Source organism: Aminobacter sp. MSH1 (assembly GCF_003071665.1).
In the GTDB taxonomy this organism is placed as follows: Bacteria; Pseudomonadota; Alphaproteobacteria; order Rhizobiales; family Rhizobiaceae; genus Aminobacter; species Aminobacter niigataensis.
Genome location: NZ_CP026265.1, coordinates 2,972,886 through 2,997,825, shown reverse-complemented (window position 1 = coordinate 2,997,825; position 24,940 = coordinate 2,972,886). Strand labels below are relative to the sequence as shown.

Genomic DNA, 24,940 nt, shown 5'->3' with positions numbered 1-24,940 from the left:
CGGAACGGAACAGGCTCTAAGGTCTCGAACGCATGCTGATCACCTGCCCCTATTGCGGCCCCCGGGACGTCTCCGAATTCGCCTACCAGGGCGACGGCAACCGCAACCGACCGGACCCGGCCTCGACCGACCTCGTCGCCTGGAATACCTATGTCTATGACCGGCTCAACCCGGCCGGCGCGCATAACGAAATCTGGCAGCATGCCGGCGGCTGCCGCGCTCATCTGGCAGTGGTACGCGATACGCTGACCCACGAAATATCAAGCGTGCGCTTTGCCCGCGAAAAGGGTGCGCCCGCCCATGGCCGCCGCAAGTCGGGAGCAAAGGCATGAGCCCGCGCCGCACACCCTCGGGTGGCCGCATCGACCGGCTTCGCACCATCCGCTTCACCTTCGACGGTACAGCCTATACCGGCCATCAAGGCGACACGCTGGCGTCCGCGCTGCTCGCCAATGGCGTTTCGCTGTTTGGGCGTTCGTTCAAGTATCATCGCCCGCGAGGCGTGCTGACCGCAGGCGTCGACGAACCCAACGCGCTGGTGACGGTTTTGCGCGGCGATGTCCGCGAGCCCAACATTCCAGCGACGATGGTCGAGGTCCACGACGGCCTCGTTGCCGTCAGCCAGAACCGCTTTCCCTCGCTCGCCTACGACGTCAGCGCCATCAACCAGCTCGGCGGCAAGATCCTCTCGGCCGGCTTTTACTACAAGACCTTCATGGGTCCGGTGATAGGCCCGCTGAAGGGCACCCGCTTCTGGATGCTCTGTGAAAAAATCATCCGCCGCGCCGCCGGCCTGGGCCGCGCCGGCCACGCGCCCGATCCATCCCGCTACGAGCGCATGAACGCGTTCTGCGACGTGCTCGTCGTCGGTTCGGGCCCGGCCGGCCTCTCGGCTGCGCGCGAGACCGCAGCATCCGGCGCGCGCGTCATCCTGGCCGAGATCGATCCGCAATTCGGCGGCTCGGCCAACTGGTCCGGTGAAACCATCGACGGCGAACCTGCAGCCGCATGGGCGTCCGACATCGTCGGCGAACTCAGGGACCAGAAAAACGTGCGCCTGCTCAAGCGCACCACGGTCTGGGGCTATTACGACGGCAATACGCTTGCCGCCGTCGAGCGCGTCAGCGATCACAAGGCTTCCCCTGCCAAGGGTGCGCCACGTCACCGCCATTGGACCATCCGCGCTGGCAGGGTGGTGCTCGCCACCGGCGCCTTCGAGCGGCCGCTGGTGTTTCCCGGTAACGACCGCCCTGGCGTCACGATGGCGAGTGCGGCGCAGCGCTACGCCAACGAGTTTGGTGTGCTGCCGGGCGACAGGATCGCGGTTTTCACCAACAACGATAGCGCGTATCGGTCCGCCGCCGCCCTCAACGACACCGGCGCGACCGTCGCAGCCATCATCGACGTGCGCCCCGAAATATCAGAGGAGTGCCGGGCGCTCGCCCACCGATGCGGCGCCGAATTGTTGGTCGGCCATGCCGTCATTGGCACCGAAGGTGGCAAGAAACTGACCGGCATCAAGCTCGCGCCATTCACCGTGGCGACCGGCCCTCTGCCGTCAGCCGCCGGCAGCATCGAGGCCGACTGCCTGCTGATGTCGGGCGGCTGGTCGCCGACAATTCATCTCGCCAGCCAAGCCGGCGCGCGGCCGGTCTGGGGTGACGACTTGCAGGCCTTCCTGCCGCCCGAAGCCGGCAAGGGCTGGGTCGGTGCCGGCGCATTCAACGGCACCTTCTCGACAGCGGAAGCCATCGCCGAGGGTTTTGCAGCCGGCCGTATTGCGGCGGGCCTGCCCCCCATTGAGACGGGCACGCTTCCCGACGTCGAGCCCGCCGCGCTCGACCCGCATCCCGCGCCGGTTTTCGAAATCAGGGCCAAGGGCAAGTCCTTCGTCGACTTCCAGCACGACGTGACATCGGACGACGTGCGCCTTGCCCATCTCGAAGGCTTCGTCTCGGTCGAGCACCTCAAGCGCTACACCACGCTCGGCATGGCAACCGACCAGGGCAAGGGCTCGAACGTTCCCGGACTAGCCATCATGGCCGAAGCCTTGGGCAAGCCGATCCCTGAGGTTGGCACCACGCGATTCCGGCCACCCTACGCGCCGGTTTCGGTCGGAGCACTTGCCGCCGAGCGCTTCGGCGACCTCAAACCCGAACGGCTGACGCCGATGCACGACTGGCACCTCGACAACGACGCCACCATGTATTCGGCCGGGCTCTGGTTCCGTCCGATGATCTATGGCGGGCCGGGCGAGACGATCGAGCAGGCCTATGTCAGGGAAGCGCAGGCGACCCGTGAAACAGCCGGCATCGTCGACGTGTCGACTTTGGGCAAGATCGCCGTGCAGGGTCCGGACGCAGCGGAACTTCTCGACCGCGTCTATTCCAACGTCTTTTCGACCCTGCCGGTCGGCAAGGCACGCTACGGCCTGATGCTGCGCGAGGATGGGCTCGTCTTCGACGACGGCACCACCTGGAGGCTTGGCGACAACGACTTCCTGATGACGACGACCACGGCCAATGCCGGCAAGGTCATGCAGCACCTCGAATACTTCCTCGATGTCGTTTGGCCGCACCTCAAGGTGCACCTGACATCGGTCACCGACCAGTGGGCGGGCGCGGCGATCGGCGGACCGAAGTCCAGGGAAATCCTGGCGGCCTGCGTCACAGGCACCAGGGTCGACAACGAGGCGCTGCCTTTCATGGGCATCGTCCACGGCGAGATATCAGGCGCGCCTGTCATGATCTGCCGGCTGTCCTTCTCCGGCGAAATGGCCTTCGAGGTCTATAGCGGCGCCGGCCACGGCACGCATGTCTGGGAAGCGCTGATCGAGGCCGGAAAGCCTTTCGGCATGGTGCCGTACGGGCTCGAGGCGCTGGGCACGATGCGCATCGAAAAGGGCCATGTCACCGGCGCCGAAATAGACGGCCGCACCTCGGCCCGCGACCTGCATCTCGGCTGGATGCTGTCCAAGAAAAAGCCCTTCATCGGCTCGGCCATGATGGACCGCGAAGGCTTGGTCGCCTCGGGCCGGCTCGAACTTGTCGGCCTGGTTTCGCTCGACAACCGTCCGCTCAGCGGCGGCGCACACATCGTCGAGGAAGTCGACGCAGACAACCCGCATGGCTCGCTCGGCCACATCACCGCCGCCTGCTTCTCGCCAGCGCTCGAAAAGTACATCGCCTTGGCGCTCGTCGCGGACGGCAAGTCCCGGCACGGCACGCGTGCCCATGTCTCCGACCCGCTGCGCGACCGGTTCGGCCCGGTCGAGATCGTAAGCCACCACTTCTTCGATCCCGAAGGGAAGCGCATGCATGGTTGAGCAGCTTTCACCGCTTGCAGCAGTGTTCCGGCCCGGATCGCACGGCAACTTCGTCGACGGCGTCGGCGTGACCCTTTCCGACATGGCACTTGGCTCCATCGTCCAGGTTGCCGCGTGGCCTGGCGAGGAGAAGAAGCTGATCGCTGCCATCTCCTCCATCACCGGCCTCAAGCTTGCCGATGGCGCCGGTGCCGGTGCAGTCTCCGAACGCCACACCGTTTTCGGCTTCGCGCCCGGCAAATTCCTCGTCACCGACACGGCGGAAGGACTTGCTTCCACGCTGGCCAGCGCCGTCACCCCAGCCACGGGCAGCGTCACCGACCTGTCCCATGGCCGCACCGCCATTCGCGTTGCAGGCCCAAAGTCCGAATGGGTGCTGGCAAAACTGTTCGCTGTCGATTTCTCGCTCGTCGCCTTCCCGCAAGGCTCCGGCATCTCGACCGCCCATCACGACATCTTCGCCCAGATCCAGCGCAGCAGCCCCGACCGCTTCGACCTCTACGTCTTCCGCTCGTTCGCCCGATCGTTCTGGAAGATGCTGTGCCACGCCTCCGACAAGGTCGGCTACGAAGTGAGGTAGCGGTGGCCACCCGCCCTTCAAAGGACTAAAATCGCTGTCGCCCGCCGCTCATTGGCGAGGCCATCTCGGTGTCCGAAGGTTCGCGCCATGGCGAGCAATTCGTTCCGCTTCGATGAGGTTTGGGAAATTCCCGATGCCACCCCGCAGGAGGTGTGGGAGGTGCTGGCCGACCCGGGCCTGCTGCCGCTCTGGTGGGGTGACGTCTACAAGGAGGTGGAAAAGCTGACCTCCTACGAGCGGCCGACGGTTGGCGCCAAGGCCCGCGCACGCGCCCGCGGCTTCCTGCCTTACGAACTGAATTTCATTCTCGAAGCGGTCGAACTCGAGCCGGGCAAGATCGTTGCGGTGAAAACGTCAGGCGATTTCGACGGCCACTGGCGCGCCGTGCTGACGCCTTCAGGCAGAGGCACGCATGTCGCACTCACCTGGCAGGTGCTGGTCGAGCGGCCGATCCTGCGCCTGCTTTCGCCCCTGCTTCGCCCGGCCTTCGCGTGGAACCATCGCTGGACCACGCCGCGCGGCGAAGCCGGCTTGCGCCGTTATCTCGCCGAGCGCCACACTGCTGCCGGCTAGCAAGCCAATCCCGTTGCGGGCAATATGCCTCCTTTGAGGGGGGCGACCATGGAATTCATCAATTCTGCCGAAGCCAAGGCGCTCAGGCTGCCGTTCAGCCAGGCGGTGCGCGTTGGCGACGTGCTTTATCTTTCCGGCGCCCTGGGCAATCGCCCTGGAACGCTGGAACTCGTTCCCGGCGGCATGGAGGCCGAAACGCGGCAGACGATGGAGAACATCAAGGCGGTGCTCGAGGAGAATGGCCTCGGCATGGCCGACATCTTCAAATGCACCGTCATGCTGGCCGACATGTCGAGATGGGCAGAGTTCAACAAGGTCTATGTCGGCTGTTTCGATCCCGACCGCCTGCCGGCACGCTCGGCATTCGGCGCAAACGGCCTGGCGCTCGGGGCGCTGGTCGAACTGGAGTGCTGCGCCTACATAGGCAACCGGCCAACGGCCTGACCTATTTCAGGAACTGCACCCACTCGTCGAGCGGCGCGCGGTCGGTGCGGAAGGTGCTTTCCGGCTTCGACGTGTCCTCGTGGCCGAGCGCCATGCCGCAGACCACCACCTCTTCTTCCGGAATGCCGAGAACCGGCCGGATCTGACGGTGATAGGGCGCGAATGCCGCCTGCGGGCAGGTATGCAGGCCCCTCGCCCGCGCCGCGATCATGATGTTCTGCAGGAACATGCCGTAGTCGATCCACGAGCCCTGGTTGAGCCGGCGGTCGATGGTGAAGATCATGCCGACCGGGGCGTCGAAGAAGACGAAGTTGCGGTCGTGCTGGGCCCGCATGCGGTCGACATCACGCCGGCCGATGCCAAGCACGCCGTAGAGCCCGAACCCGTTGGCGCGGCGGCGGCCGAGATAGGGCTCGAAGAACTGGTCGGGATAATATTTGTATTCGTCCCAGACGGCCTTTTCGGCGCGCACGCCCGAATTGAGGATGGCATCGCTCAGCCGCTGCTTGATCTCGCCAGCGGTGACGTAAACCTTCCAAGGCTGCATGTTGGTGCCCGAAGGCGCTCGCGCCGACACATCGAGGATGTCGCGGATCACCGCCTCGTCGACGGGCGTCGGTAGAAAGGAGCGTACCGAGCGCCGCGAAACGATCGCTTCGTCGACGATTTCGGTGTCATCCAGTTCCAGCGGTTTTTGGTCCGGTGCCAGCATCGGCTGTCCCTATGGCATCGATAGTGTCGGATCGCCCCTCACCGCCCGTCCGAAATCGAGCCTTTGCACTCTCTCCCGGAGTCTCGCAAGAGAAACTTGCTGGACCATGAAAATGAGCTTGAATTTTTCACAGAGATGCCATCTCATGAAATTCTGCAGTAAATTTTCACGAGGCCCGATTTGAGTCCCACCGCAACAGCCTCCCTTCGCAAGGAAAGCGATGTCGCAGGCGACCTGCTCGCCAACGATCTGCGCGCGCTGCGCAAGTCACGCGGACTGACGCTGAGTGAGATCGCGCTGAAACTCGGACGCTCGGTGGGCTGGGTCAGCCAGGTCGAACGCGGATTGTCGACGCCGTCGATCGGCGACCTCCGGGAATTTGCCGAGTTGTTCGGCGTCCCTATCAGCCTGTTCTTCGCTCATGAGGCCCCGGTGGAGGCCGAGCGCGGCGTCGTTGTCCGCTCCGGCCGGCGGCGCACGCTCGGCAGCAGCGAATCCGGCCTGGTGGAAGAGTTGCTGTCGCCCGACCTCGGCGGCAGCTTCGAAATGCTGCGCTCGATCTTCGCACCAGGTGCCGGCATGGCCAAACCGGTGACGCGCCCCACCGAAGAGGCCGGCTACGTCGTCTCTGGCGGTTTCGACATCGAGATCGACGGCACCTGGCACAGCCTGGGCGAAGGCGACAGTTTCCGCTTCGACCACAAGCCGTTCCGGTGGAGGAACACGGAAACGGTGCCGGTGGTGGTCATCTGGGTCGTATCGCCACCGGTCTATTGATCGCACGCTGAGGGAGGAAATCATGGCCGAATTGCCGAGCACGGCGCGGGTGGTGATCATCGGCGGAGGCGCGGTCGGCGTTTCCTCGCTCTATCATCTCGCCAAGGCGGGCTGGACCGACTGCGTGCTGCTCGAAAAGAACGAGCTTACCTCGGGCTCGACCTGGCATGCCGCCGGCAACGTGCCGACCTTCTCGTCGTCCTGGTCGCTGATGAACATGCAGCGCTATTCGACCGAGCTCTATCGCGGGCTGGCGGCCGAGGTCGACTACCCGATGAACTATCACGTCACCGGCTCGATCCGGCTGGCCCACACCAGGGAGCGCATGCAGGAATTCCAGCGTGCCAAGGGCATGGGCCGCTACCAGGGCATGGATATCGACGTCATCGGCCTCGACGAGATCAGGCGCCGCTATCCCTTCGTCGAGACACACGACCTCAAGGGCGCGCTCTACGATCCCAACGACGGCGACATCGACCCGGCCCAGCTGACCCAGGCACTGGCCAAGGGCGCGCGCGACATGGGCGCGAAGATCGTCCGCTTCTGCCCGGTGATTTCGGTGCGTCGCGACAAGGACGAATGGGTGGTCTCGACCGACAAGGGCGAAATCCGCTGCGAGAAGGTGGTGAACGCATCAGGCTATCGCGCGGCCGAGGTCGGAAAAATGTTCGGCCGCGACGTGCCGATGATGGTCATCAGCCACCAGTACATCCTGTTCGACGAAATCCCCGAGCTCGCCGCCTGGTCGCGTGAGGCCGGCCACAAGCTGCCGCTGCTGCGCGACGTCGACACCTCCTACTACCTCCGCCAGGAGAAGAACGGCATGAATCTCGGCCCCTATGAGCGCAACTGCCGCGCCCATTGGGCAACGCCCGACGACCAGATGCCTGCGGATTTCTCCTTCCAGCTCTATCCCGACGACCTCGAGCGGCTGGAATGGTATCTCGACGACGCCGTCCGCCGCGTGCCGATCCTCGGCACCGCCGGCCTGTCCAAGATCATCAACGGCCCCATCCCCTATGCGCCCGACGGCAACCCGCTGATCGGCCCGATGCCCGGCGTGCCCGACGCCTTCGAGGCCTGCGTCTTCACCTTCGGCATCGCCCAGGCGGGCGGCGCGGGCAAGGTGCTGGCCGAATGGGTAACCCGGGGCGAGACCGAATGGGACATGTGGTCCTGCGACCCGCGCCGCTTCACCTCCTTTGCGTCCGCTCCCGACTATGCGGTTGCCAAGGGCATGGAGGTCTACGGCCACGAATATGCCATTCATTTCCCCAGGCATGCCTGGCCGGCGGCGCGCAACCGCAAGCTTTCGCCGATCCACGACCGGATCGCGGCCCTTGGCGCGCAGTTCAACGCCTACAATGGCTGGGAACGCGCCACCTGGTATGCCCAGCCGGGCGACGACGTCTCGGAGGAGTCGACGCAGACCTTCGCCCGCTCCGGCCCCTGGGAGAACCGAATCCGTGAGGAGTGCCTCGCCGTGCGCGATGCGGCCGGCATCCTCGACTTGCCCGGCTTCAGCCGCTTCAATCTCGACGGCCCGGGCGCTGCCGCATGGCTTGAGACCCAGGTCACCGGCGCCGTTCCCAAGGTCGGCCGTATCGGGCTCTGCTATTTCGCCGACGATCACGGCCGCATCGTCACCGAGATGTCGGTGGTGCGCCATTCCGAAAACCTGATGACGCTGATCACCGCCGCCGTCGCCCAGTGGCACGATTTCGAATGGCTGAAGTCGCACATGCCTGAAGATGCGGATTTCAAGCTCATCGACCGCACCGAGGAATACTCGACGCAAATCCTCACCGGACCCAATTCGCGGAAAATCCTGGCCGAAATCTGCGGGGCTGACCTCTCGGCACCTTGGCTGACGCATCAGGAAACCACCATCGCCGGGCGCTGGGCCAAGCTCGTGCGTGTCTCCTTCGCCGGCGAGCTCGGCTGGGAGATCCATACCAAGGTCGCCGACACATCAGCCGTCTTCGACGCCGTCTGGACGGCCGGCCAGAAGCACGGGCTGAAACCCTTCGGCATGTTCGCGCTCGAAGCGCTGCGTCTGGAAAAGGGCTATCGAGCCTGGAAGCAGGACCTCTCGACCGACTACACCATCCTTCAGGACGGGCTCGAACGCTTCGTCAAATGGGACAAGCCCGACTTCCGCGGCAAGGCTGCCTTGCTCAGCGAAAAACAGCAGGGCGTGAAGAAGCGCTTCGTCACGCTTGTCATCGACAAGCCCGGCGACTGCGACGCGCCCTATATGTCGACACTCTGGCACAATGGCGCAATTGTCGGTGAGACCACGTCAGGAGGCTGGGGCCACAGGGTGGACAAATCGATTGCGCTGGGCATGCTGCGAGCCGATCTGGCCGTGCCGGGCGTTACCATCGAAGTCGAGATTTTCGGGGAGCGCTTCGGCGCCACGGTCCAGCAGGACAAGCCCTTGTGGGATCCCGAAAACGAAAGGTTACGCTCCTAATGTCCCTTCCCTTCCCCGATCGCGCCTTTGGCGCCTTCATGTTCGACATGGACGGCACCATCCTGAGCTCGATCGCCTCCACCGAAAGAGTCTGGACCGCCTGGGCGATCAAGCACGGGCTCGACGTGGAAACCTTCCTGCCAACCATCCACGGCGTTCGCGCGTACGAGACCATCTCCCGGCTGAACCTTCCGGATATCGATCTGATGACCGAGATCGAGGAGCTGACCCAAGCCGAATTCGACGACGTCGAGGGCATCGAAGCTATCCATGGCGCGGAAAGCTTCCTCAACGCCCTGCCTGTCGAGCGCTGGGCGATCGTGACCTCGGCGCCGCGCAGGCTGGCGCTCCGCAGGCTCGAGGCCGCCGGCTTGCCTGTCCCTCCGATCATGGTCACCGGCGAGGACGTCGCCAACGGCAAGCCTGCCCCCGACTGCTTCCTGCTCGGCGCCCAGCGGCTTGGCCACAAAGCGGAGGATTGCCTGGTGTTCGAGGACGCACCGGCCGGCATCCGCGCCGCCGAGGCGGCGGGCGCGCGGGTGCTCGTCATCACCGCCACCCACAATCATGCCGGCGGCACCCCGCACCCTTCGGTCCCTGGCTACGGCGCGCTGACGCCCCGGCTCGACAGCGCCAGCAGGCTGACGCTCGCCCGCCTGGCGGCCTTGCAGGATGCAGGAGCCTGAGATGCCGAAACCATCCTCCCGCATCTCCGGCATCGTTCCCTCCGGCAAGGACGGCTGGGAAGTGCACTTCGCCGCCATGACGCGCAAGCAGGCCGGCGAAGACATCATCATGCTGTCAGTCGGCGACCACGACTTCGACACGCCGTCGGAGACTGTCGAGGCCTGCGTGGATGCGGTCCGCGCAGGCTACCATCACTACACGCAGCTGCCCGGCCTGCCGCGCCTGCGCGCCGCCATGGCCAAGATCTCGACACGCTGCACCGGCGTCGACACAGCGCTCGCCGAGATCATCGCCACGCCCGGCGGCCAGGCCGCTCTCTATGCCGCAGTACAGGCGACGCATGATCCGGGCGACCACGCAGTGGTCGTGGCGCCCTATTACGCCACCTACCCCGGCACGTTCCGCGCCGCAGGCGCCAGCTACACCGTGGTCGAGGCCCACGCTGCAGACGGCTTCCAGCCGCGTGCGGCGGAGATCGAGAAGGCTCTGAAGCCGAACACGCGCTCGATCCTCATCAACACGCCGAACAACCCGACCGGCGCCGTCTATTCCCGGAAGTGCCTGGAAGACATTGCCGAACTCTGCGTCCGGCGCGATCTCTGGCTGCTGTCGGACGAGGTCTACTGGACCCTCGGTGGCGGCGTGCACGTGTCGCCACGGACCCTGCCCGGCATGGCTGAACGCACTCTGGTCATCAATTCGATGTCGAAGAGCCACGGCATGACCGGCTGGCGCATCGGTTGGCTCACCGCTCCCGCCGACCTCGTCTCGCTAGTCATCAACCTCAACCTCGTCACCACCTACGGCCTGACCGATTTCGTCAGCCGCGCGGCGATCGAGGCGCTGGAGAACGATTTCGGCGTCGAGCAGATCGCGGCCACCTATGCCGGGCGCCGCAAGCTGTTCATCGACCAGATGCGCGGGCTGAACAACGTCACCGTACGCGGCTCCGAGGGCGGCATGTATGTCATGCTCGACGTCAGCGCCATCGAGCGCGATTGCGAGAAATTCGCCTGGGACCTGCTCGAAGCCGAGAAGGTCGCGGTCATGCCGGGCGTCAGCTTCGGCGATGCCGCGGCCGGTCACATCCGGATCAGTCTGTGCCAGCCCGACGACGTGCTCCAGGAGGCCGCCGGCCGCCTGAGGCGCTTCGCCACCAGTTACGCGAGAACAGCCGCATGACAGAAATCCCCGCCCGTGCCCGCGCCGTCATCATCGGTGGCGGCGTGTCCGGCTGCTCCGTCGCCTACCATCTGGCGAAGCTCGGCTGGACCGACATCGTGCTTCTGGAGCGCAAGCAGCTCACATCAGGCACGACATGGCATGCGGCGGGGTTGATCGGGCAGCTGCGCGCCTCGCAGAACATGACCCGGCTGGCGAAATATTCGGCCGATCTCTACGTCAAGCTGGAGGAAGAGACCGGCGTCGCAACCGGCATGCGCCAGGTCGGTTCCATCACCGTGGCGCTGACCGAGGAGCGTAAGCACGAGATCTATCGCCAGGCCTCGCTCGCCCGCGCCTTCAACGTCGACGTGCGCGAGATTTCCCCCTGCGAAGTCAAGGAGATGTACCCGCATCTCAATGTTTCTGACGTTGTCGGCGCCGTGCATCTTCCGCTCGACGGCCAGTGCGACCCGGCCAACATCGCCATGGCCTTGGCCAAGGGCGCCAGGCAGCGTGGTGCCAGGATCGTCGAGAACGTCAAGGTCACCAACGTCCATACGAAGAACGGCCGCGTCTCCGGCGTGTCGTGGGCGCAAGGTAGCGAACAGGGAACCATCGAGACCGACATCGTCGTCAACTGCGCCGGCATGTGGGCGCGCGAGCTGGGCGCGCAGAACGGCGTCACCATCCCGCTGCATGCCTGCGAGCACTTCTATCTCGTCACCGAGGCCATCCCGGGCCTCGGCCGCCTGCCGGTGCTGCGCGTGCCGGACGAATGTGCCTACTACAAGGAAGACGCCGGCAAGATGATGCTCGGCGCCTTCGAGCCGGTCGCAAAACCCTGGGGCATGGACGGCATCCGCGAGGATTTCTGCTTCGACCAACTGCCCGAGGACATGGACCACTTCGCGCCGATCCTCGAAATGGGCGTGAACCGCATGCCGATGCTGGAAACGGCCGGCATCCACACCTTCTTCAACGGTCCCGAGAGTTTCACCCCCGACGACCGCTACTATCTCGGCGAAGCGCCGGAGCTTGGCGGCTACTGGGTCGCCGCCGGCTACAACTCGATTGGCATTGTCTCCTCGGGCGGTGCCGGCATGGCGCTGGCGCAGTGGATCCACGACGGCGAGGCGCCGTTCGATCTTTGGGAAGTCGACATCCGCCGCGCCCAGCCGTTCCAGAAGAACCGGCGCTATCTCAAGGAGCGCGTCTCGGAGACGCTCGGCCTGCTCTATGCCGACCATTTCCCTTATCGCCAGATGGCAACTTCGCGAGACGTCCGCCGCTCGCCCCTGCACGAGCATCTGAAATCGCGCGGTGCCGTGTTCGGCGAAGTCGCCGGCTGGGAACGTGCCAACTGGTTTGCCCGCGAGGGCCAGGAGCGCGAATACCGCTACTCCTGGAAGCGTCAGAACTGGTTCGACAATCAACGCGAGGAGCATCTGGCGGTCCGCAACGGCGTCGGGCTGTTCGACATGACCTCCTTCGGCAAGATCCGCATCGAGGGCCGCGACGCGCTGGCCTATCTGCAGCGCCTCTGCGCCAACGACATGGACGTCAAGCCGGGCCGGATCGTCTACACCCAGATGCTCAACCAGCGCGGCGACATCGAAAGCGACCTCACCGTCACACGGCTTTCGCCGACGGCCTTCCTGGCCGTTGTGCCGGGCGCAACACTGCAGCGCGACCTCGCCTGGTTCCGCAAGCATTTGGCAGACGAGTTCGTCGTCATTACCGACGTAACCGCCGCTGAAAGCGTGCTCTGCCTGATGGGGCCGAAGTCACGCGAACTGATCCAGAAGGTCAGCCCCAATGATTTCTCCAATGAAAAGAATCCGTTCGGCAGCTGGCAGGAGATCGAGATCGGCATGGGCCTCGCCCGCGCCCATCGCGTCACCTATGTCGGCGAGCTCGGCTGGGAGCTCTATGTCTCGACCGATCAGGCTGCGCATGTCTTCGAGGCTGTAGAGGAAGCCGGTGTCGATCTCGGGCTGAAGCTCTGCGGCCTGCACACGCTCGATTCCTGCCGCATCGAAAAGGCGTTCCGCCATTTCGGCCACGACATTACCGACGAGGACCATGTGCTGGAAGCCGGCCTCGGTTTTGCCGTGAAATCCGGCAAGGGCGAATTCATCGGCCGCGACGCGGTGCTGCGCAAGCAGAATTCCGGCCTCGCCCGCCGGCTGGTCCAGTTCCGGCTCACCGATCCCGAGCCTCTGCTCTTCCATAACGAAGCCATCGTGCGGAACGGCAAGATCGTCGGCACGATCACATCAGGCAATTACGGCCACCATCTCGGGGGCGCCATCGGCCTTGGGTATGTGCCCTGTGCCAACGAAACAGAGGCTGATGTGCTCGGCTCGCGCTACGAGATCGAGATCGCCGGCGAACGTTTCGCTGCCGACGCCTCGCTCAAGCCGATGTACGACCCGAAGGCCGAACGCGTGCGCATGTAGCCGCCCCTTACAAAATCGCCCGCGCTGACATATTCAGTCGGATGAGAATTGAGCGCAGTGAGGCCGGTGGTGACGAACAAGCAGCGACGCGTGTGGTGGGGTGACTTCAAGGCGGCCGATTTCGCGTCGATCGACCCCGAGGCGACGATCGCCGTCATCCCCGTTGCCGCCATTGAGCAGCACGGCCCGCATCTGCCGGTGTCGACCGATCTGACCATCATGGAAGGCATACTGGCCGAGGTCTTCGCCCAACTGCCAGAAAATCTCGACGCCCGCTTCCTGCCCATCCAGGCCGTCGGCAAATCCGACGAGCACATCCATGCACCGGGCACGCTCAGCCTGCCTGCCAACATGCTGGTCGACGCCTGGACTGAGCTTGGCGCTTCGATTGCGCGCGCGGGCATCCGCAAGTTCGTCTTCGTCACCTCGCATGGCGGCAACGAGGAGGTGATGGGAATCGTCTCGCGCGAGTTGCGCGTGCGTTTCGGCGCAATGTCTGTGCGTTCGAGCTGGGGCCGTTTCGGCCATCCCGACGACCTCTACCCTGCGCGCGAAATCCAGCTTGGCATCCATGGCGGCGACGTCGAGACTTCACTGATGCTGCACTTCCGGCCCGAGCTGGTCGACATGGCCAAGGCACAGGATTTCACGTCCAGCTTCGAACGCGCCGAAAGTGCGTTCGACCAGCTGCGCTCGCACGGGCCGCACGGTTTCTCGTGGATCGCGAGCGATCTCAACCCGCATGGTGTCGTCGGCAATGCCGCTGTGGCGACCGCTGAGAAGGGCCGCCTGACGGCCACGCTTCAAGCCAAGGGCTTCGTGCGCCTGCTGCAGGACATCCGCAAGGCTAGGCTGGCCGACTGGATCGTCTGAAGGCTTTCACACCGCTAGGCCACTTCAGTAGCCCTCATGGTGAGCCTGTCGAGCCACGAGGGCGCTAGGCGCGTCAAGTTCTGCACGTCCCAAAACCTATGGTTCGACAGGCTCACCATGAGGTTTTGGGGTGCCCGTCATCGACGGGCTAGACGTCCAGCCCGAACGGCACGCCCTCGAAGCAATCGGCACCGCGTCCGATGGCGGCGATCGCCGTCACCATCCGCCCATTCCGGTCCAGGATCTGGTCCGCCACCGCGATCAGGCGCGGATTGGGCGTCGCCGTCGGCGAAAGCCTTCGCAATAGAGCCGCCAATTCCGCCTCGTCTCGGGAGGGATCGAGAGCTGCCGCAATGATGTAGGCGGAAGCGGTCGAGCGGCTGACACCCGCCCAGCAATTGATCGCCAATGGACGCAACCGGTCCCAGGCGCGAGCAAAATCCAGCAGACGGCGCACATGTACCTCGCCGGGCATCGTCATGCCTTCCTGCTCGGCGGCGATATCGTGCATGTTCATCAACAGGTGGTTTTCGGCGCGAATGATTGCCGGCCGCGACATCTCCGTGCCGGCGGAGAGCAGCGAGATCAGCCGCTCGGCGCCGACGCGCACAACCGTCTCTTCGATCCTGGAAAGCGGGCTGACATAGATCAAGAGACAGCTCCTTCGCCTACGGGCTGCCGGTCCTGCGCCCAGTCGCCCAAGGCAACGTCAAGCCGCCGCCATTCAACCTCGTGCCCGGGCAAGCCGCAGCGCAGCTGCGTCGGCCGGTCGGCAAAACTGCGCACCAATATTCCCTCCCGCCCCAGCGCCTTGAACAGCCCGGCCGCGTCGGGGATATCGACGTGGCGGAACAGCGACGTGCCACCGGTAACAATCACGCCGGCACGGGCAAATGTCTGGTCGAGCCGGTGGGCGGCGTGCGCCAGCGTGGTCCGCATCTCGCGCTGCCAATCGGTGTCCGATAACGCCTTGATGCCATATTCGAGCGAAGGCACCGCCACCGACCACGGGCCCAGTTCCTCCTCCAGCCGCGCGGCGATATCGAGGTGCGCCAGCGCAAATCCGAGCCGAATGCCGGCAAGGCCATAAAACTTGCCGAACGAGCGCAGGACGACGATTCCGCCCTGCTCGACATCGCCGGCTAGGCTCTGCGCCTGCGGGCCGACATCCATGAACGCCTCGTCGACGACCAAAAGCCCACCGCGGGCGCGCAGGCTGGCTGCGAGTTCGAGCAAGTCCGAGCGCAGGACGACGCGGCCATCGGGATTGTTCGGATTGACCACGACGGCGAGGTCGGCGTCGAAAAGTTTTCCGAAATCGCTTGTCTCGGCAACATGGTGTCCGGCAATCGCCGCGGCACGCGCGTGCTCCTGATAAGTCGGCCCGAGCACGAAGGCGCGGCCCGGGGGCACCAGAGAGGCGATGCGCGGCAAGAGTATCTGCGTGCCGGGAGCCGGCACCACATTGGCGGCAGAAGGCGCGCCATAGGCGGTCGCGGCGACAGCGGCGAGGTCGCGCGCCCGGCCCGGTTCCGGCAGGCGCGACAAGGCTGTGGCAGGCAGCTCGAAAAGCGGATAGGAGTTCGGATTGATCCCGGTCGAAAGGTCGACGAACGGCTCGGGCGCTCCCGAAAACAGCGCCCTCGCCCGCTCCAGGCTGCCGCCGTGGTCCACAGTCCCGGTCCTACGTCCTGCAAGAAGCGTCATGTTTGTTCCGCTTGCCTTCCTGTCGCTTCTGTTCGAACTCGGTCTGGGTTACCCGGACCGGCTGGTGCACGCCATCGGCCACCCGGTGATCTGGATCGGCAAGCTGATATCCTTTCTCGACACCAGCCTCAACCGCGCCACCGATACCGACGCCAGGCGCCGTTTTCTGGGCGTGGTTGCCCTCGTCGTCATCGTTGCCGTACCAGCCGCATGCGCATTTGCCGTCGAGCGCCTGTTCGGGCTTGTCCCCTTCGGCATCCTTCTCACTGCAATCGCCGCTTCCAGCCTCGTCGCCCAGCGCAGCCTCGGCAGCCATGTGAAGGCAGTCGCCGATGCGCTCGACAGCGGCGGCATCGTCGCCGGCCGCAAGGCAGTGTCGCAAATCGTCGGCCGTGACCCCGAACGCCTCGACGAGGCCGGCGTCAGCCGCGCGGCCATCGAAAGCCTGGCCGAGAATTTTTCCGACGGCATCACCGCTCCGGCATTCTGGCTCGCTGTTTTCGGCTTTGCCGGCGGAGCCGCGTACAAGGCCGCCAACACCGCCGATTCGATGATCGGCCACCGCACCAGCCGCCACGAAGCCTTCGGCTGGGCCGCTGCCCGTTTCGACGACCTGATCAACCTGCCGGCGTCGCGGCTGACTGCCCTTTTGATCGTGCTCGCCGCATTCCTGGTGCCCGGCACCGACCCAAGGGGCGCCTGGCAGGCGGTGTGGCGCGACGCCCAAAAACATCGCTCGCCCAACGCCGGCTGGCCTGAATCCGCCATGGCCGGCGCTCTCGGCCTCGCGCTTGCCGGTCCGCGTGCTTATGGCGGCGTCATGGTCGACGATGCCTTGATGGGCGATGGCGGCCGGCGCGAAGCCAATGCCCAGGATATACGCGCCGCACTCCGGCTCTACTGGACGGCCGATGCGTTGATGGTCGGCGCCCTGGGGCTGATCGCCGCGATCTTCTGGCTCTGACCGCTCGGGCGCTCAGAACTCGATGCCCTTCTGCGCCTTCACGCCAGCCGAGAAATGGTGCTTGGTGGCGCCCATCTCGGTCACCAGATCGGCAGCCTCGACCAGCGCCGGCTTGGCGTTGCGGCCGGTGACCACGACATGCAGCCCCTCCCGCCTGCCCTTGAGCGCGGCGACCACCGCGTCGAGGTCGAGATAATCGTAGCGCAGCGCGATGTTGAGTTCGTCGAGCACGACGAGCGCAATGCTGGGATCGGCGAGCAGCTCCTGCGCCTTCGCCCAGGCGGCTTCGGCGGCCGCGATGTCGCGCTTGATGTCCTGCGTCTCCCAGGTGAAGCCCTCGCCCATCGTGTGCCAGACGACACGGTCGCCGAAAGCGGCAAACGCGTCCTGTTCGCCCGAATGCCAGGCACCCTTGATGAACTGCACCACGCCGACGCGCTGGCCGTACCCAAGCATGCGCAGGGCCAGCCCGAAGGCCGCCGTCGACTTGCCCTTGCCGGGGCCGGTGTTGACGATCAGCAAGCCCTTCTCGACAATGGTCTTGCCGGCGACCTCGGCATCCTGCACCGCCTTGCGCTTGGCCATCTTGGCGCGGTGCCGCTCCGCTTCCTGTTCGTCGATCGTCTTCATCATTTCACCTTCATCGGCAGGCCGGAAACCATGAACAGCACTTCGTCGGCTGCCGCCGCCACTTTCTGATTGAGCCTGCCGGCATCGTCGCGGAAGCGGCGGGCGAGCGCATTGTCGGGCACGATGCCGAGCCCGACCTCGTTGGATACCACGAACCAAGGTCCGCGCGGCCGCGACAGCACGTCGGCAAGCCGGGCACTTTCCGCCTCGACGTCATGATCCGCCAGCATGTGATTGGTGAGCCAGAGCGTCAGGCAATCGACCAGCACCGGCGTGCCATCGAGCACGCTGCCGAGCGCACCCACAAGATCGAGCGGTGCGTCGACGGTCAGCCAGCCATCGCCACGGCGGCCGCGGTGGATCGAGATGCGCTCGCGCATCTCGTCGTCATAGGCCTGCGCCGTGGCGATGTAGGTCCATGGCGCAGGAAACTGCGTGATGAGCCGCTCGGCATGCGCGCTCTTGCCGGAGCGCGCACCGCCGAGCAGGAAGGTCAGCTTCTCAGGCAAGGCGGCCGTGCAGCGCCGGGGCCTGTTCGCCCATGAAGCGGTTGCGCACGAAGCCGGCAACCGCACCCAGCACGACCCAGAACACCAGGTTGGTGATGGTGACGGCGACGACGAAGTTGTGATGCAAGTCGGCCGGGATCGGCGAGTCGTGGCTTTCGGGCTGCGGCGCGCCGATGATGTGCGGCGCGACGATCAGCGCCACGCCGAGGATCGCCAACGGCAGCGACTGGCGGAAAGCGATGAGCGCGAGGCCGGCGGCGGTGGCAACGACCGTGAAGGTCCACCAGACCTGGCGCGCGCCGAGATCGGCGGCGGGCATGGCCGGCAACTCGGGCGGCAGGCCAAGACCGGGCGCCAGTGTGAAGACGGCGAAGCCGGCAAAACCCCAGAACACGCCCTGGCGCCAGTTGGCGATACCGCCGGCGAATTCGGAAGCCGCGACCAGGATCAGCGCGAAAGCAACGCCGCTGACGATGTTGGCGAGTGCCGAATAGGCGAAGCGTTCGAACCCGTCGGCGGGCGCCCAGGCTTCGACCTCTTCTTCGGCAGGAGCCGCAACCTGCGCCGCAGGAGCGGTCGCTTCGGTGCCGGCCGTCGGTGCGGTGGCTTCAGTGCCTGCGGCTGGTGCCGCGGCATGCTCGTGACCGCCCGCATTTTCATAGGTCTCCGCCTTGAGAATCAGCGGAACGGTTGCATAGGTCTGGAGCGCGGCAAGGATCACGCCGGCCAATAGGCCGCTGATCGCCGCGATGAACACGACGTTGCGAAAAACAGACATGGCTAGAGTGCTTTCGTTAGTGGCAGGGGAAAGCCATCGAGTGGCGATAGTCGTGGGCAGCGTTGTGCACCACTTCCATATGCGAGAACCCGAGGAAGCCAACAACGAAAAGGCCGAGCAGCGCCGCAAGCGCGAGCTGCATGGTGCGCGACTGCGAGGAAACGTCAGCGCCGATTGCAGAAACAGTATTCATCTTGAAGTCCTTTCGCCCTCCACCCGAGGGCACCGAGATAAGTGCCTGTCGCCGGCAGGTCTCCTGGCTTGCGGATCGACACCCTTCCCCGCCTTCCCGAAGCAAGCTTCAGTGGCATTTGGGGAGAGCTAACCGCATACAGTTGCGGGGGCAGCCACGGCTTCGGACCCTCAAAGGGCCCTTACCGCATTCCCTCTTGATTCCGTAACGGAACCGACGACCCCGCAACTATAGAAACAAATGGCTTGGGCGGCAAACCAAATTCCGACGCCGCAGCGCTCGAATGCGTCAGCAGCGTGCAGCTATTCGCTCGGCCACCAGGTGCTGGAGCCGCCAAAGATGCCGATCGTGGATGGCCCGATCCTCGAGATTCTTGACCACATTGTAGAGATAATCGGCGGCCGAGCCCCAATGGCCGCAGGTCGTGGCCAGCCGCTTCACGACTTCGTCCTCGCCGAGTGCCCCGGCATAGGCATGGCCTTCGCGGTTGATGACGAAGGCAAGAGCGGTCAACGGACCGTCCGAAGTGGCAAGGCTCAGCCAGCGCGGCTTGTAGGTCGAAGGCTTCAGCGTCATCTCCCGGCGAAACAGCTTGTCGAGCTGTTCACGCCGGTCGCCATCCATCAGCCGCAGCGCCACACCCTTGCACTGGCCGCCGCGATCCATGCCCATCATCAGCCCCGGCTCGGCCTTGGTGGCGCGCCAGCGGGTCATGTTGATGCAGAACGAGCGATGCCAGCCGCGTGCCACCGCCACCTTCTCCTCCGTATGGTCGACCTCCGGCTTCCAGATCAGCGAGCCATAGGCAAACAGCCACAGCGGCCCCTCATCGGCATTGTCCGCCAGCGTCTCGTCGATCATGCGCTCATAGTCGGCATCGTCGAGATGCTGCGCGTCCGGGTCGGGGCCGGCGTCGGCCACTTCGCGATGGCAGCGCGCCACCAGATCTTCGGTCAACGACATCACGCGACCGTTCATTGCTGACATCCCCGAACCCTGTGCATGACGTTGGCTAGTCCCTCTCTTGCCCCGGTTCAACCATGATAGTGCTGCAGGAGCGGCGAAACACCCGAAAGCCGAAGCGAATGGCCATGACGATGCAACCGACCACCGACCAAGTTCAAGCCCGAACCCCACGCGTCCAGGTCATCGACATCGCCCGCGGCACAGCACTCGTCGCCATGGCCATCTACCATTTCGCCTGGGATCTCGAGTTCTTCGGCTATGCCGACCCGGGCATGACCGCCTTCGGCGGCTGGAAACTGTTCGCCCGCTCGATCGCGTCGAGCTTCCTGTTTCTTGTCGGCGTAAGCCTCGTCCTTGCCCACGCCAAGGGCATTCGCTGGCGCGGCTTTCGGAAACGGCTGGCAATGGTCGTTGCCGCCGCCGCGGCAATCTCCGTGGCGACATGGTTCGCCATGCCCGACACCTTCATCTTCTTCGGCATCCTCCACCAGATCGCCTTTGCCAGCGTCGTCGGCCTTGCCTTCCTGCGCCTGCCGCCGCTGCTGACGCTCGTCGTGGCTGCCCTGGTAATCGTGGCTCCCAGTTACCTGCGCAACGAGGCCTTCAACCATCCGGCGCTGCTTTGGGTCGGCCTCAACACCGTTGCCCCGCGCTCCAACGATTTCGTGCCAGTCTTCCCCTTCTTCGGGGCGGTGCTGGCAGGCATGGGACTTGCCGGGCTGGCGCTGAAATCCGGCCTGTTCGACGCCCTGGCGCGCTTCAAACCCGGCGCCTGGTCGAAACCGCTCGACTTCTTCGGCCGCCACAGCCTGGCCTTCTACCTCATCCACCAGCCGGTACTGATCTCGCTGGTCTGGGCCTGGGCGCAGTTCTTCCCCGCGCCGGTCGAAACCCGCGAAGTCGGCTTCCTGAAGTCCTGCCAGATCTCCTGCGAGCAAAGCCGCGACACCGATTTCTGCGCGCGCTACTGTGTCTGCATGCTCGACGAGCTGCAGAAAGACGATTCGCTCGACCGCCTCTATGCCAGCGACAAGAGCCCTGAACTCAAGGCACGGATCAGCGACACCGCCGCGATGTGCACGGCCAGGACGGACAGCGAAATACCAACTGGAGGAGCGCAATGACCGACATCAAGGCAGCCCCCAACCGGGTGCCGTGGCCGCCGATCATCTACCTCGCGGCCATTGCCATCGCCATCGTGCTCGGCCTGCTCTATCCATTGCCCTGGATCACCGAACCGATATCCGATCTATTGTTTGCCGCCGGCTGGCTGGCGATAGCAGGTTTTGCCGCCATCGAAATTTCGGCAATGCGCGCCCTGAAGCGCGGCAACACCACCATCAGGCCTGACAAGGCCGCGGATCATCTGGTGACGAACGGCCCCTTTTCCTTCACCCGCAACCCGATCTACTTCGGCAATACGCTGCTGATGATCGGCATCGGCTTGGTCAGCGGCAGCCTCTGGTTCATCATCCTGGCGCTGGTCGCAGTCTTCGCCACGAACAAGCTCGCCATCGAACGTGAGGAAAAGCACTTGCAGGCGCGTTTCGGCAAGAAATACATCGACTATGCGAAGAAGGTCAGGCGCTGGATCTAGCTGACGGCGGCGGTCGCGCCACCGTTTCGGAAGCTGTGGGTTCCGTAGATAGCCACGATCGCCAAGGCAATCGCCAGCCACAGCATCAAGCCGATCCACTGGTGCTGGATCGCATCGCCACCTTCGAACACGCGGCCGAGGTAACGCACGCTGTTCTGGTGCGATGCGTGCATGAGAATCGCCGGCAGCACGCTGCCCGCCGAATTCTGGTACAGCCACGTGAACACCACCGCCGCAACCATGACGTTGATGGCGCTGGATATGCTGTAGTCGTTCAGAAGCACCAGCGGCAGGTGCCAGGCGGCCCAGATCATCCCGAGCAGCAGGCTTGCATTCAGCGCTCCGTGCTCGCGCAGAAGCGCCGGCAGCGCGAATCCCCGCCAGCCGGGCTCCTCGCCAAGCGGACCGCTGAAGACCAGAAACAGCGGGACCATGACCACGATTTCCGGAATGGCCGGCACGTTCCCCCAGTTGGGCGCAGCGGAACCCAACAATGGGTTGAGCCAGATTGCCAGCAGTTGCGCTACCACCGGCAGCCCGATCGCCACTAGGTACCAAACTGGAGGCACGCGCCATTTCACCACTGAAGCCAGCAGCCCACGGACTTTCGGCAAGCCACCCAGGAGTGCGGAGATGACGACGGCCGAGACGAATGGACCAAAGGTAAACCAGGCGATGTCTTCGCCACCTGCCCGGTAGAACGGAATGAAGCCAATCCAGGTGATGACGAATGCCAGCACCACGAAGCTCGTGACCGGCCAGTTGCGAACCGTCCTGATGAGCATCGACATGGGAGCTACTCCCGAGGGGTAGCCAAACTTAGCACAATGCTGTGGGTGAGTCCGAGCCGTCGCCGCGCCGGATGACCCGGCCGGCTTTCTGCTGTCAGGTGTTGACGCCGAGCTCGACCAGCCGTTCGACGCAGGATTCCTCGGCCTGGTCCAGTTCGGCGAGCGTCTCCTCCAGATCGCGGCGCTTCTGGCGCAGATCCTCGCGCTTCTCTTCGATGCGCTTGATCATCAGCTTGAGCTGGCCGACCTCGCCGGGCGGCGCGCGATACATCTGGATGATCTCGCGGATCTCGTTGATCGAAAAGCCGAGGCGCTTGCCACGCATGATCTGGCGAATGAGATGCCGGTCCGATGGCCGGAACAATCGTGTCCGGCCGCGACGCACCGGCTGCACCAGGCCTTCGTCTTCATAGAAGCGCAGTGTCCGCGTCGAAATGTCGAATTCGCGGGTCAGTTCGGTTATCGAATAATATTCCCGCATCGTTCCTCCACCCCGCGAGCGAAACCGCCCCGCCTCAAAATCATGCCGGGCACTAGCCGAGGCGAATAGGCCGGGCGACGGCAAGCATCGCGCGGCAAGGACCATAGTGATCCGCCTGGAGTCTCGCACGCGATTTACGTAAAAGTCAATTGAACTCGCCGTCTATGCAACCAACTGTTCCGCGCCCAATCTGGCGCGCAGAAATACGGTGGCGTTGATCCCGGGGGGGGCCTTTGCGGAACTCGAAACCGAGCTTCGGCGTCATCCGCCGCCGAGATGCAACCACCATGTCGCGAGGCTGAGGAAGGCAAGGAAGCCGATCACGTCGGTGATCATCGTCGTGAAGATCGACGACGAGATCGCCGGGTCGGCGCCGACCTTGTCGAGCAGGAGTGGAATCAGGATTCCGCCGAGCGCTGCCGCCAGCATGTTGAGCACCATCGCCGCGGCAATGACGAAACCCAGGTCGGGATTGTGGAACCACAGACCGGCGACCAGGCCGAGGATGGCCGCAATGATCGCACCGTTCAGCAGCCCGACCATCACCTCGCGGCGGATGACGCGGCCGGCATTGTAGATATCGAGGTCGCGCGTGGCGAGCGCCCGCACCGTCACCGTCATCGTCTGGGTGCCGGCATTGCCGCCAAGCGAGGCGACGATCGGCATCAGGGCTGCCAGCGCCACCATTTCCTCGATGGTCGCGCCGAACTGGCTGATGACAGATGCCGAGATGAAGGCGGTTCCGAGATTGACCAGGAGCCATGGCACGCGCGAGCGCGAAGTGGCGGCCACCGTGTCCGACAGCTCTTCGTCACCGACGCCGCCCATGCGCAGAAGATCTTCCTCGGCCTCCTGCTGGATGACGTCGACCACGTCGTCAATGGTCAGCACGCCGACCAGACGCTCGTTCTCGTCGACGACGGCGGCCGACAAAAGATCGTATTGCTCGAACTCGCGCGCCGCCTCTTCCTGGTCCATCGTCGCGGGAATGGCGTGACGCGTCTCGTGCATCACCTCTTCGATCTTGACCGCACGCTTGGTGCGCAGGATCTGGTCGAGGTCGACCGCGCCGAGCAGCTTGAAGGTCGGGTCGATGACGAAAACCTGGCTGAAGCGGTCGGGCAGGTCCTTGTCGTCGCGCAGATAGTCGATGGTCTGGCCAATGGTCCAGAACGGTGGCACCGCAACGAACTCCGTCTGCATGCGCCGGCCGGCCGATTCTTCCGGGTAGTCGAGCGAACGGCGCAGCCTGATGCGCTCGGTGAACGGCAGCTGGGCCAGAATCTCGTTCTGGTCTTCGGCGTCGAGATCCTCGAGGATGTAGACCGCGTCGTCGGAATCGAGCTCCTGGACGGCCTGGGCAATCTGCTCGTTGGGCAGGTTGTCGACGATGTCCAGGCGGATCGCCTCGTCGACCTCGGTCAGCGCCGAAAAGTCGAAGTCCGAGCCCATCAGCTCGACCAGTGCAAGCCGCTGTTCGGGCAGCAATGCCTCCAGCAGGTCGCCGAGTTCGGATTGGTGCAGCCCCGATACGTCGCGCTTCAGCGATAGCGTATCGCGATCGGCGATCGCCGCGCCGATATGGGCGAGGAACGAGGCAAGGATCGCCCCGTCCTCGCCGTAGATTTCGGCGCGGACAGCGTCAGCGGCGTCGGCGCCGTGCGTATGGTCGTGTCGGGCTTCCATCGGCGCTTCCCGTTTGCGGATTTTCGGGATTCGAGGTGGGTTATCCCTAGCCCGCCAAGGGTCGGAATATCAAATGAAATACCGCCTCAGGCGGTCCTGCGGATCAGCCAATTCCGCCCTGTTTCAATCAGGCCACATGCTCGCTTGAGCATTGGCGGTGATCGGCCAGCACCTCGATGATGCGGCAGTCGCAGATGCGGCCATGGCCGCACTCGTCGATCATCCGCGACAGCTCGCCGCGCAGCGCCTGGAGCCGCTCGATTCGCCTGTCGACTTCGCGAAGATGCGACTTGGCGATGCTGTCGGCCTGGTGACACGAGGCCTGCGGTTCCTGCGACATCACCAGCAATTCCCTGATATGGTCGACCTCGAAGCCGAGTTCGCGGGCATGGCGGATGAAGTTGAGCCGGTCGATCTCCGCCTTGCCGTAGCGGCGCTGGTTGCCTTCCGTGCGCGGTGGCGCCGCAATCAGCCCGATCTGCTCATAAAAACGGATCGTCGGCACTTTCACGCCCGTTCGCCGCGCCAGTTCGCCAATCGGCAGATTCATCTAAAAACCCTCTTGATC

At 64.7% G+C, this 24,940-nt stretch carries 26 protein-coding genes and 1 riboswitch; of the genes, 14 read left to right on the top strand and 12 right to left on the bottom strand.

The annotated features are described in order from the left end of the window. Positions 1-32 precede the first annotated feature (32 nt). The 5 genes from CO731_RS14800 (at position 33) to CO731_RS14780 (ending at position 4,922) form a co-directional block, all read left to right on the top strand. On the top strand, positions 33-332 hold the full coding sequence (locus CO731_RS14800; RefSeq protein WP_108607774.1) for a sarcosine oxidase subunit delta family protein: 300 nt from the start codon (positions 33-35) through the stop codon (positions 330-332). Then, positions 329-3,325 (top strand): sarcosine oxidase subunit alpha, encoded by a 2,997-nt coding sequence (locus tag CO731_RS14795; protein WP_108607773.1) that lies wholly within the window; start codon positions 329-331, stop codon positions 3,323-3,325. The genes CO731_RS14800 and CO731_RS14795 overlap by 4 nt, the downstream gene beginning before the upstream one ends. Continuing rightward, complete coding sequence (soxG, locus tag CO731_RS14790; RefSeq protein ID WP_108607772.1) at positions 3,318-3,905, top strand: sarcosine oxidase subunit gamma family protein; 588 nt, start codon at positions 3,318-3,320, stop codon at positions 3,903-3,905. The genes CO731_RS14795 and soxG overlap by 8 nt, the downstream gene beginning before the upstream one ends. Before the next feature lie 87 nt (positions 3,906-3,992). Beyond that, entirely contained in the window at positions 3,993-4,478 is a 486-nt protein-coding gene (locus CO731_RS14785) for an SRPBCC family protein (RefSeq protein WP_108607771.1), read from the top strand. 48 nt (positions 4,479-4,526) lie between these two features. Next, the gene (locus CO731_RS14780; RefSeq protein ID WP_108607770.1) at positions 4,527-4,922 is read left to right on the top strand and encodes a RidA family protein; all 396 of its coding nucleotides are present in this window, start codon (positions 4,527-4,529) and stop codon (positions 4,920-4,922) included. 1 nt (position 4,923) lies between these two features. Here CO731_RS14780 and CO731_RS14775 read toward each other — a convergent pair whose 3' ends face one another. After that, positions 4,924-5,634 carry a nitroreductase gene (locus CO731_RS14775; protein ID WP_108607769.1) on the bottom strand — a complete coding sequence of 237 codons (711 nt, stop codon included), beginning with the start codon at positions 5,632-5,634 and terminating at the stop codon, positions 4,924-4,926. A 180-nt stretch (positions 5,635-5,814) separates the two neighbouring features. Between CO731_RS14775 and CO731_RS14770 the strand changes: the two genes are divergently transcribed. The 6 genes from CO731_RS14770 (at position 5,815) to CO731_RS14745 (ending at position 14,070) form a co-directional block, all read left to right on the top strand. After that, positions 5,815-6,411 (top strand): XRE family transcriptional regulator, encoded by a 597-nt coding sequence (locus CO731_RS14770; protein ID WP_245439357.1) that lies wholly within the window; start codon positions 5,815-5,817, stop codon positions 6,409-6,411. Between the two features lie 22 nt (positions 6,412-6,433). Next, positions 6,434-8,887: an FAD-dependent oxidoreductase gene (locus CO731_RS14765; protein WP_108607768.1), complete on the top strand. Its 2,454-nt coding sequence runs from the start codon at positions 6,434-6,436 to the stop codon at positions 8,885-8,887. Then, entirely contained in the window at positions 8,887-9,573 is a 687-nt protein-coding gene (locus CO731_RS14760; protein WP_108607767.1) for an HAD family hydrolase, read from the top strand. The genes CO731_RS14765 and CO731_RS14760 overlap by 1 nt, the downstream gene beginning before the upstream one ends. A gap of 1 nt (position 9,574) precedes the next feature. Further along, positions 9,575-10,756: a pyridoxal phosphate-dependent aminotransferase gene (locus CO731_RS14755; RefSeq protein ID WP_108609850.1), complete on the top strand. Its 1,182-nt coding sequence runs from the start codon at positions 9,575-9,577 to the stop codon at positions 10,754-10,756. After that, positions 10,753-13,197: an FAD-dependent oxidoreductase gene (locus CO731_RS14750; protein ID WP_108607766.1), complete on the top strand. Its 2,445-nt coding sequence runs from the start codon at positions 10,753-10,755 to the stop codon at positions 13,195-13,197. The genes CO731_RS14755 and CO731_RS14750 overlap by 4 nt, the downstream gene beginning before the upstream one ends. Before the next feature lie 69 nt (positions 13,198-13,266). Next, positions 13,267-14,070 carry a creatininase family protein gene (locus CO731_RS14745; protein WP_108609849.1) on the top strand — a complete coding sequence of 268 codons (804 nt, stop codon included), beginning with the start codon at positions 13,267-13,269 and terminating at the stop codon, positions 14,068-14,070. A 148-nt stretch (positions 14,071-14,218) separates the two neighbouring features. On the opposite strand, the gene CO731_RS14740 is transcribed toward CO731_RS14745, so the two are convergent. Together CO731_RS14740 and cobD are read right to left on the bottom strand one after the other, a co-directional pair. After that, positions 14,219-14,722: a tyrosine phosphatase family protein gene (locus CO731_RS14740; protein WP_108607765.1), complete on the bottom strand. Its 504-nt coding sequence runs from the start codon at positions 14,720-14,722 to the stop codon at positions 14,219-14,221. Further along, a complete protein-coding gene (gene cobD / locus CO731_RS14735; protein ID WP_199914472.1) occupies positions 14,719-15,777 on the bottom strand; it encodes a threonine-phosphate decarboxylase CobD in 1,059 nt (352 codons plus the stop codon). The genes CO731_RS14740 and cobD overlap by 4 nt, the downstream gene beginning before the upstream one ends. On the opposite strand from cobD, the gene cbiB reads away from it, so the two are divergent. Further along, positions 15,776-16,741 (top strand): adenosylcobinamide-phosphate synthase CbiB, encoded by a 966-nt coding sequence (gene cbiB, locus CO731_RS14730; RefSeq protein ID WP_108607763.1) that lies wholly within the window; start codon positions 15,776-15,778, stop codon positions 16,739-16,741. The two genes, cobD and cbiB, sit on opposite strands and share 2 nt — an antisense overlap. Before the next feature lie 12 nt (positions 16,742-16,753). Here cbiB and cobO read toward each other — a convergent pair whose 3' ends face one another. The 5 genes from cobO to CO731_RS14705 all read right to left on the bottom strand — a co-directional run bounded on the left by cobO (position 16,754) and on the right by CO731_RS14705 (position 19,829). After that, a complete protein-coding gene (cobO, locus tag CO731_RS14725) occupies positions 16,754-17,371 on the bottom strand; it encodes a cob(I)yrinic acid a,c-diamide adenosyltransferase (RefSeq protein ID WP_108607762.1) in 618 nt (205 codons plus the stop codon). After that, positions 17,371-17,880, bottom strand: coding sequence for a bifunctional adenosylcobinamide kinase/adenosylcobinamide-phosphate guanylyltransferase (gene cobU, locus CO731_RS14720; protein WP_108607761.1), 510 nt, complete (start codon positions 17,878-17,880; stop codon positions 17,371-17,373). The genes cobO and cobU overlap by 1 nt, the downstream gene beginning before the upstream one ends. Beyond that, positions 17,873-18,658: a CbtA family protein gene (locus CO731_RS14715; RefSeq protein ID WP_108607760.1), complete on the bottom strand. Its 786-nt coding sequence runs from the start codon at positions 18,656-18,658 to the stop codon at positions 17,873-17,875. The genes cobU and CO731_RS14715 overlap by 8 nt, the downstream gene beginning before the upstream one ends. 16 nt (positions 18,659-18,674) lie before the next feature. Continuing rightward, the gene (locus CO731_RS14710) at positions 18,675-18,851 is read right to left on the bottom strand and encodes a CbtB-domain containing protein (protein ID WP_108607759.1); all 177 of its coding nucleotides are present in this window, start codon (positions 18,849-18,851) and stop codon (positions 18,675-18,677) included. Positions 18,852-18,886: 35 nt separating this feature from the next. Further along, a riboswitch (cobalamin riboswitch) is annotated at positions 18,887-19,084 on the bottom strand. Between the two features lie 55 nt (positions 19,085-19,139). Beyond that, positions 19,140-19,829, bottom strand: coding sequence for a gamma-glutamylcyclotransferase (locus CO731_RS14705; protein WP_108607758.1), 690 nt, complete (start codon positions 19,827-19,829; stop codon positions 19,140-19,142). A 113-nt stretch (positions 19,830-19,942) separates the two neighbouring features. Here CO731_RS14705 and CO731_RS14700 point away from each other — a divergent pair, with 113 nt between their 5' ends. Together CO731_RS14700 and CO731_RS14695 are read left to right on the top strand one after the other, a co-directional pair. Further along, a complete protein-coding gene (locus tag CO731_RS14700) occupies positions 19,943-20,941 on the top strand; it encodes a DUF1624 domain-containing protein (RefSeq protein ID WP_199914471.1) in 999 nt (332 codons plus the stop codon). Next, entirely contained in the window at positions 20,938-21,414 is a 477-nt protein-coding gene (locus CO731_RS14695) for an isoprenylcysteine carboxylmethyltransferase family protein (RefSeq protein WP_108607756.1), read from the top strand. Before CO731_RS14700 ends, CO731_RS14695 begins: the two co-directional genes overlap by 4 nt. On the opposite strand, the gene CO731_RS14690 is transcribed toward CO731_RS14695, so the two are convergent. The 4 genes from CO731_RS14690 to CO731_RS14675 all read right to left on the bottom strand — a co-directional run bounded on the left by CO731_RS14690 (position 21,411) and on the right by CO731_RS14675 (position 24,922). Then, on the bottom strand, positions 21,411-22,205 hold the full coding sequence (locus tag CO731_RS14690) for a CPBP family intramembrane glutamic endopeptidase (RefSeq protein WP_108607755.1): 795 nt from the start codon (positions 22,203-22,205) through the stop codon (positions 21,411-21,413). The two genes, CO731_RS14695 and CO731_RS14690, sit on opposite strands and share 4 nt — an antisense overlap. Positions 22,206-22,299: 94 nt before the next feature. Further along, entirely contained in the window at positions 22,300-22,686 is a 387-nt protein-coding gene (locus tag CO731_RS14685) for a MerR family DNA-binding transcriptional regulator (protein WP_108607754.1), read from the bottom strand. A gap of 261 nt (positions 22,687-22,947) precedes the next feature. Next, positions 22,948-24,372 (bottom strand): magnesium transporter, encoded by a 1,425-nt coding sequence (mgtE, locus tag CO731_RS14680; protein ID WP_108607753.1) that lies wholly within the window; start codon positions 24,370-24,372, stop codon positions 22,948-22,950. A gap of 127 nt (positions 24,373-24,499) precedes the next feature. Continuing rightward, a complete protein-coding gene (locus CO731_RS14675) occupies positions 24,500-24,922 on the bottom strand; it encodes a helix-turn-helix domain-containing protein (protein ID WP_108607752.1) in 423 nt (140 codons plus the stop codon). Between the last annotated feature and the right edge of the window lie 18 nt (positions 24,923-24,940).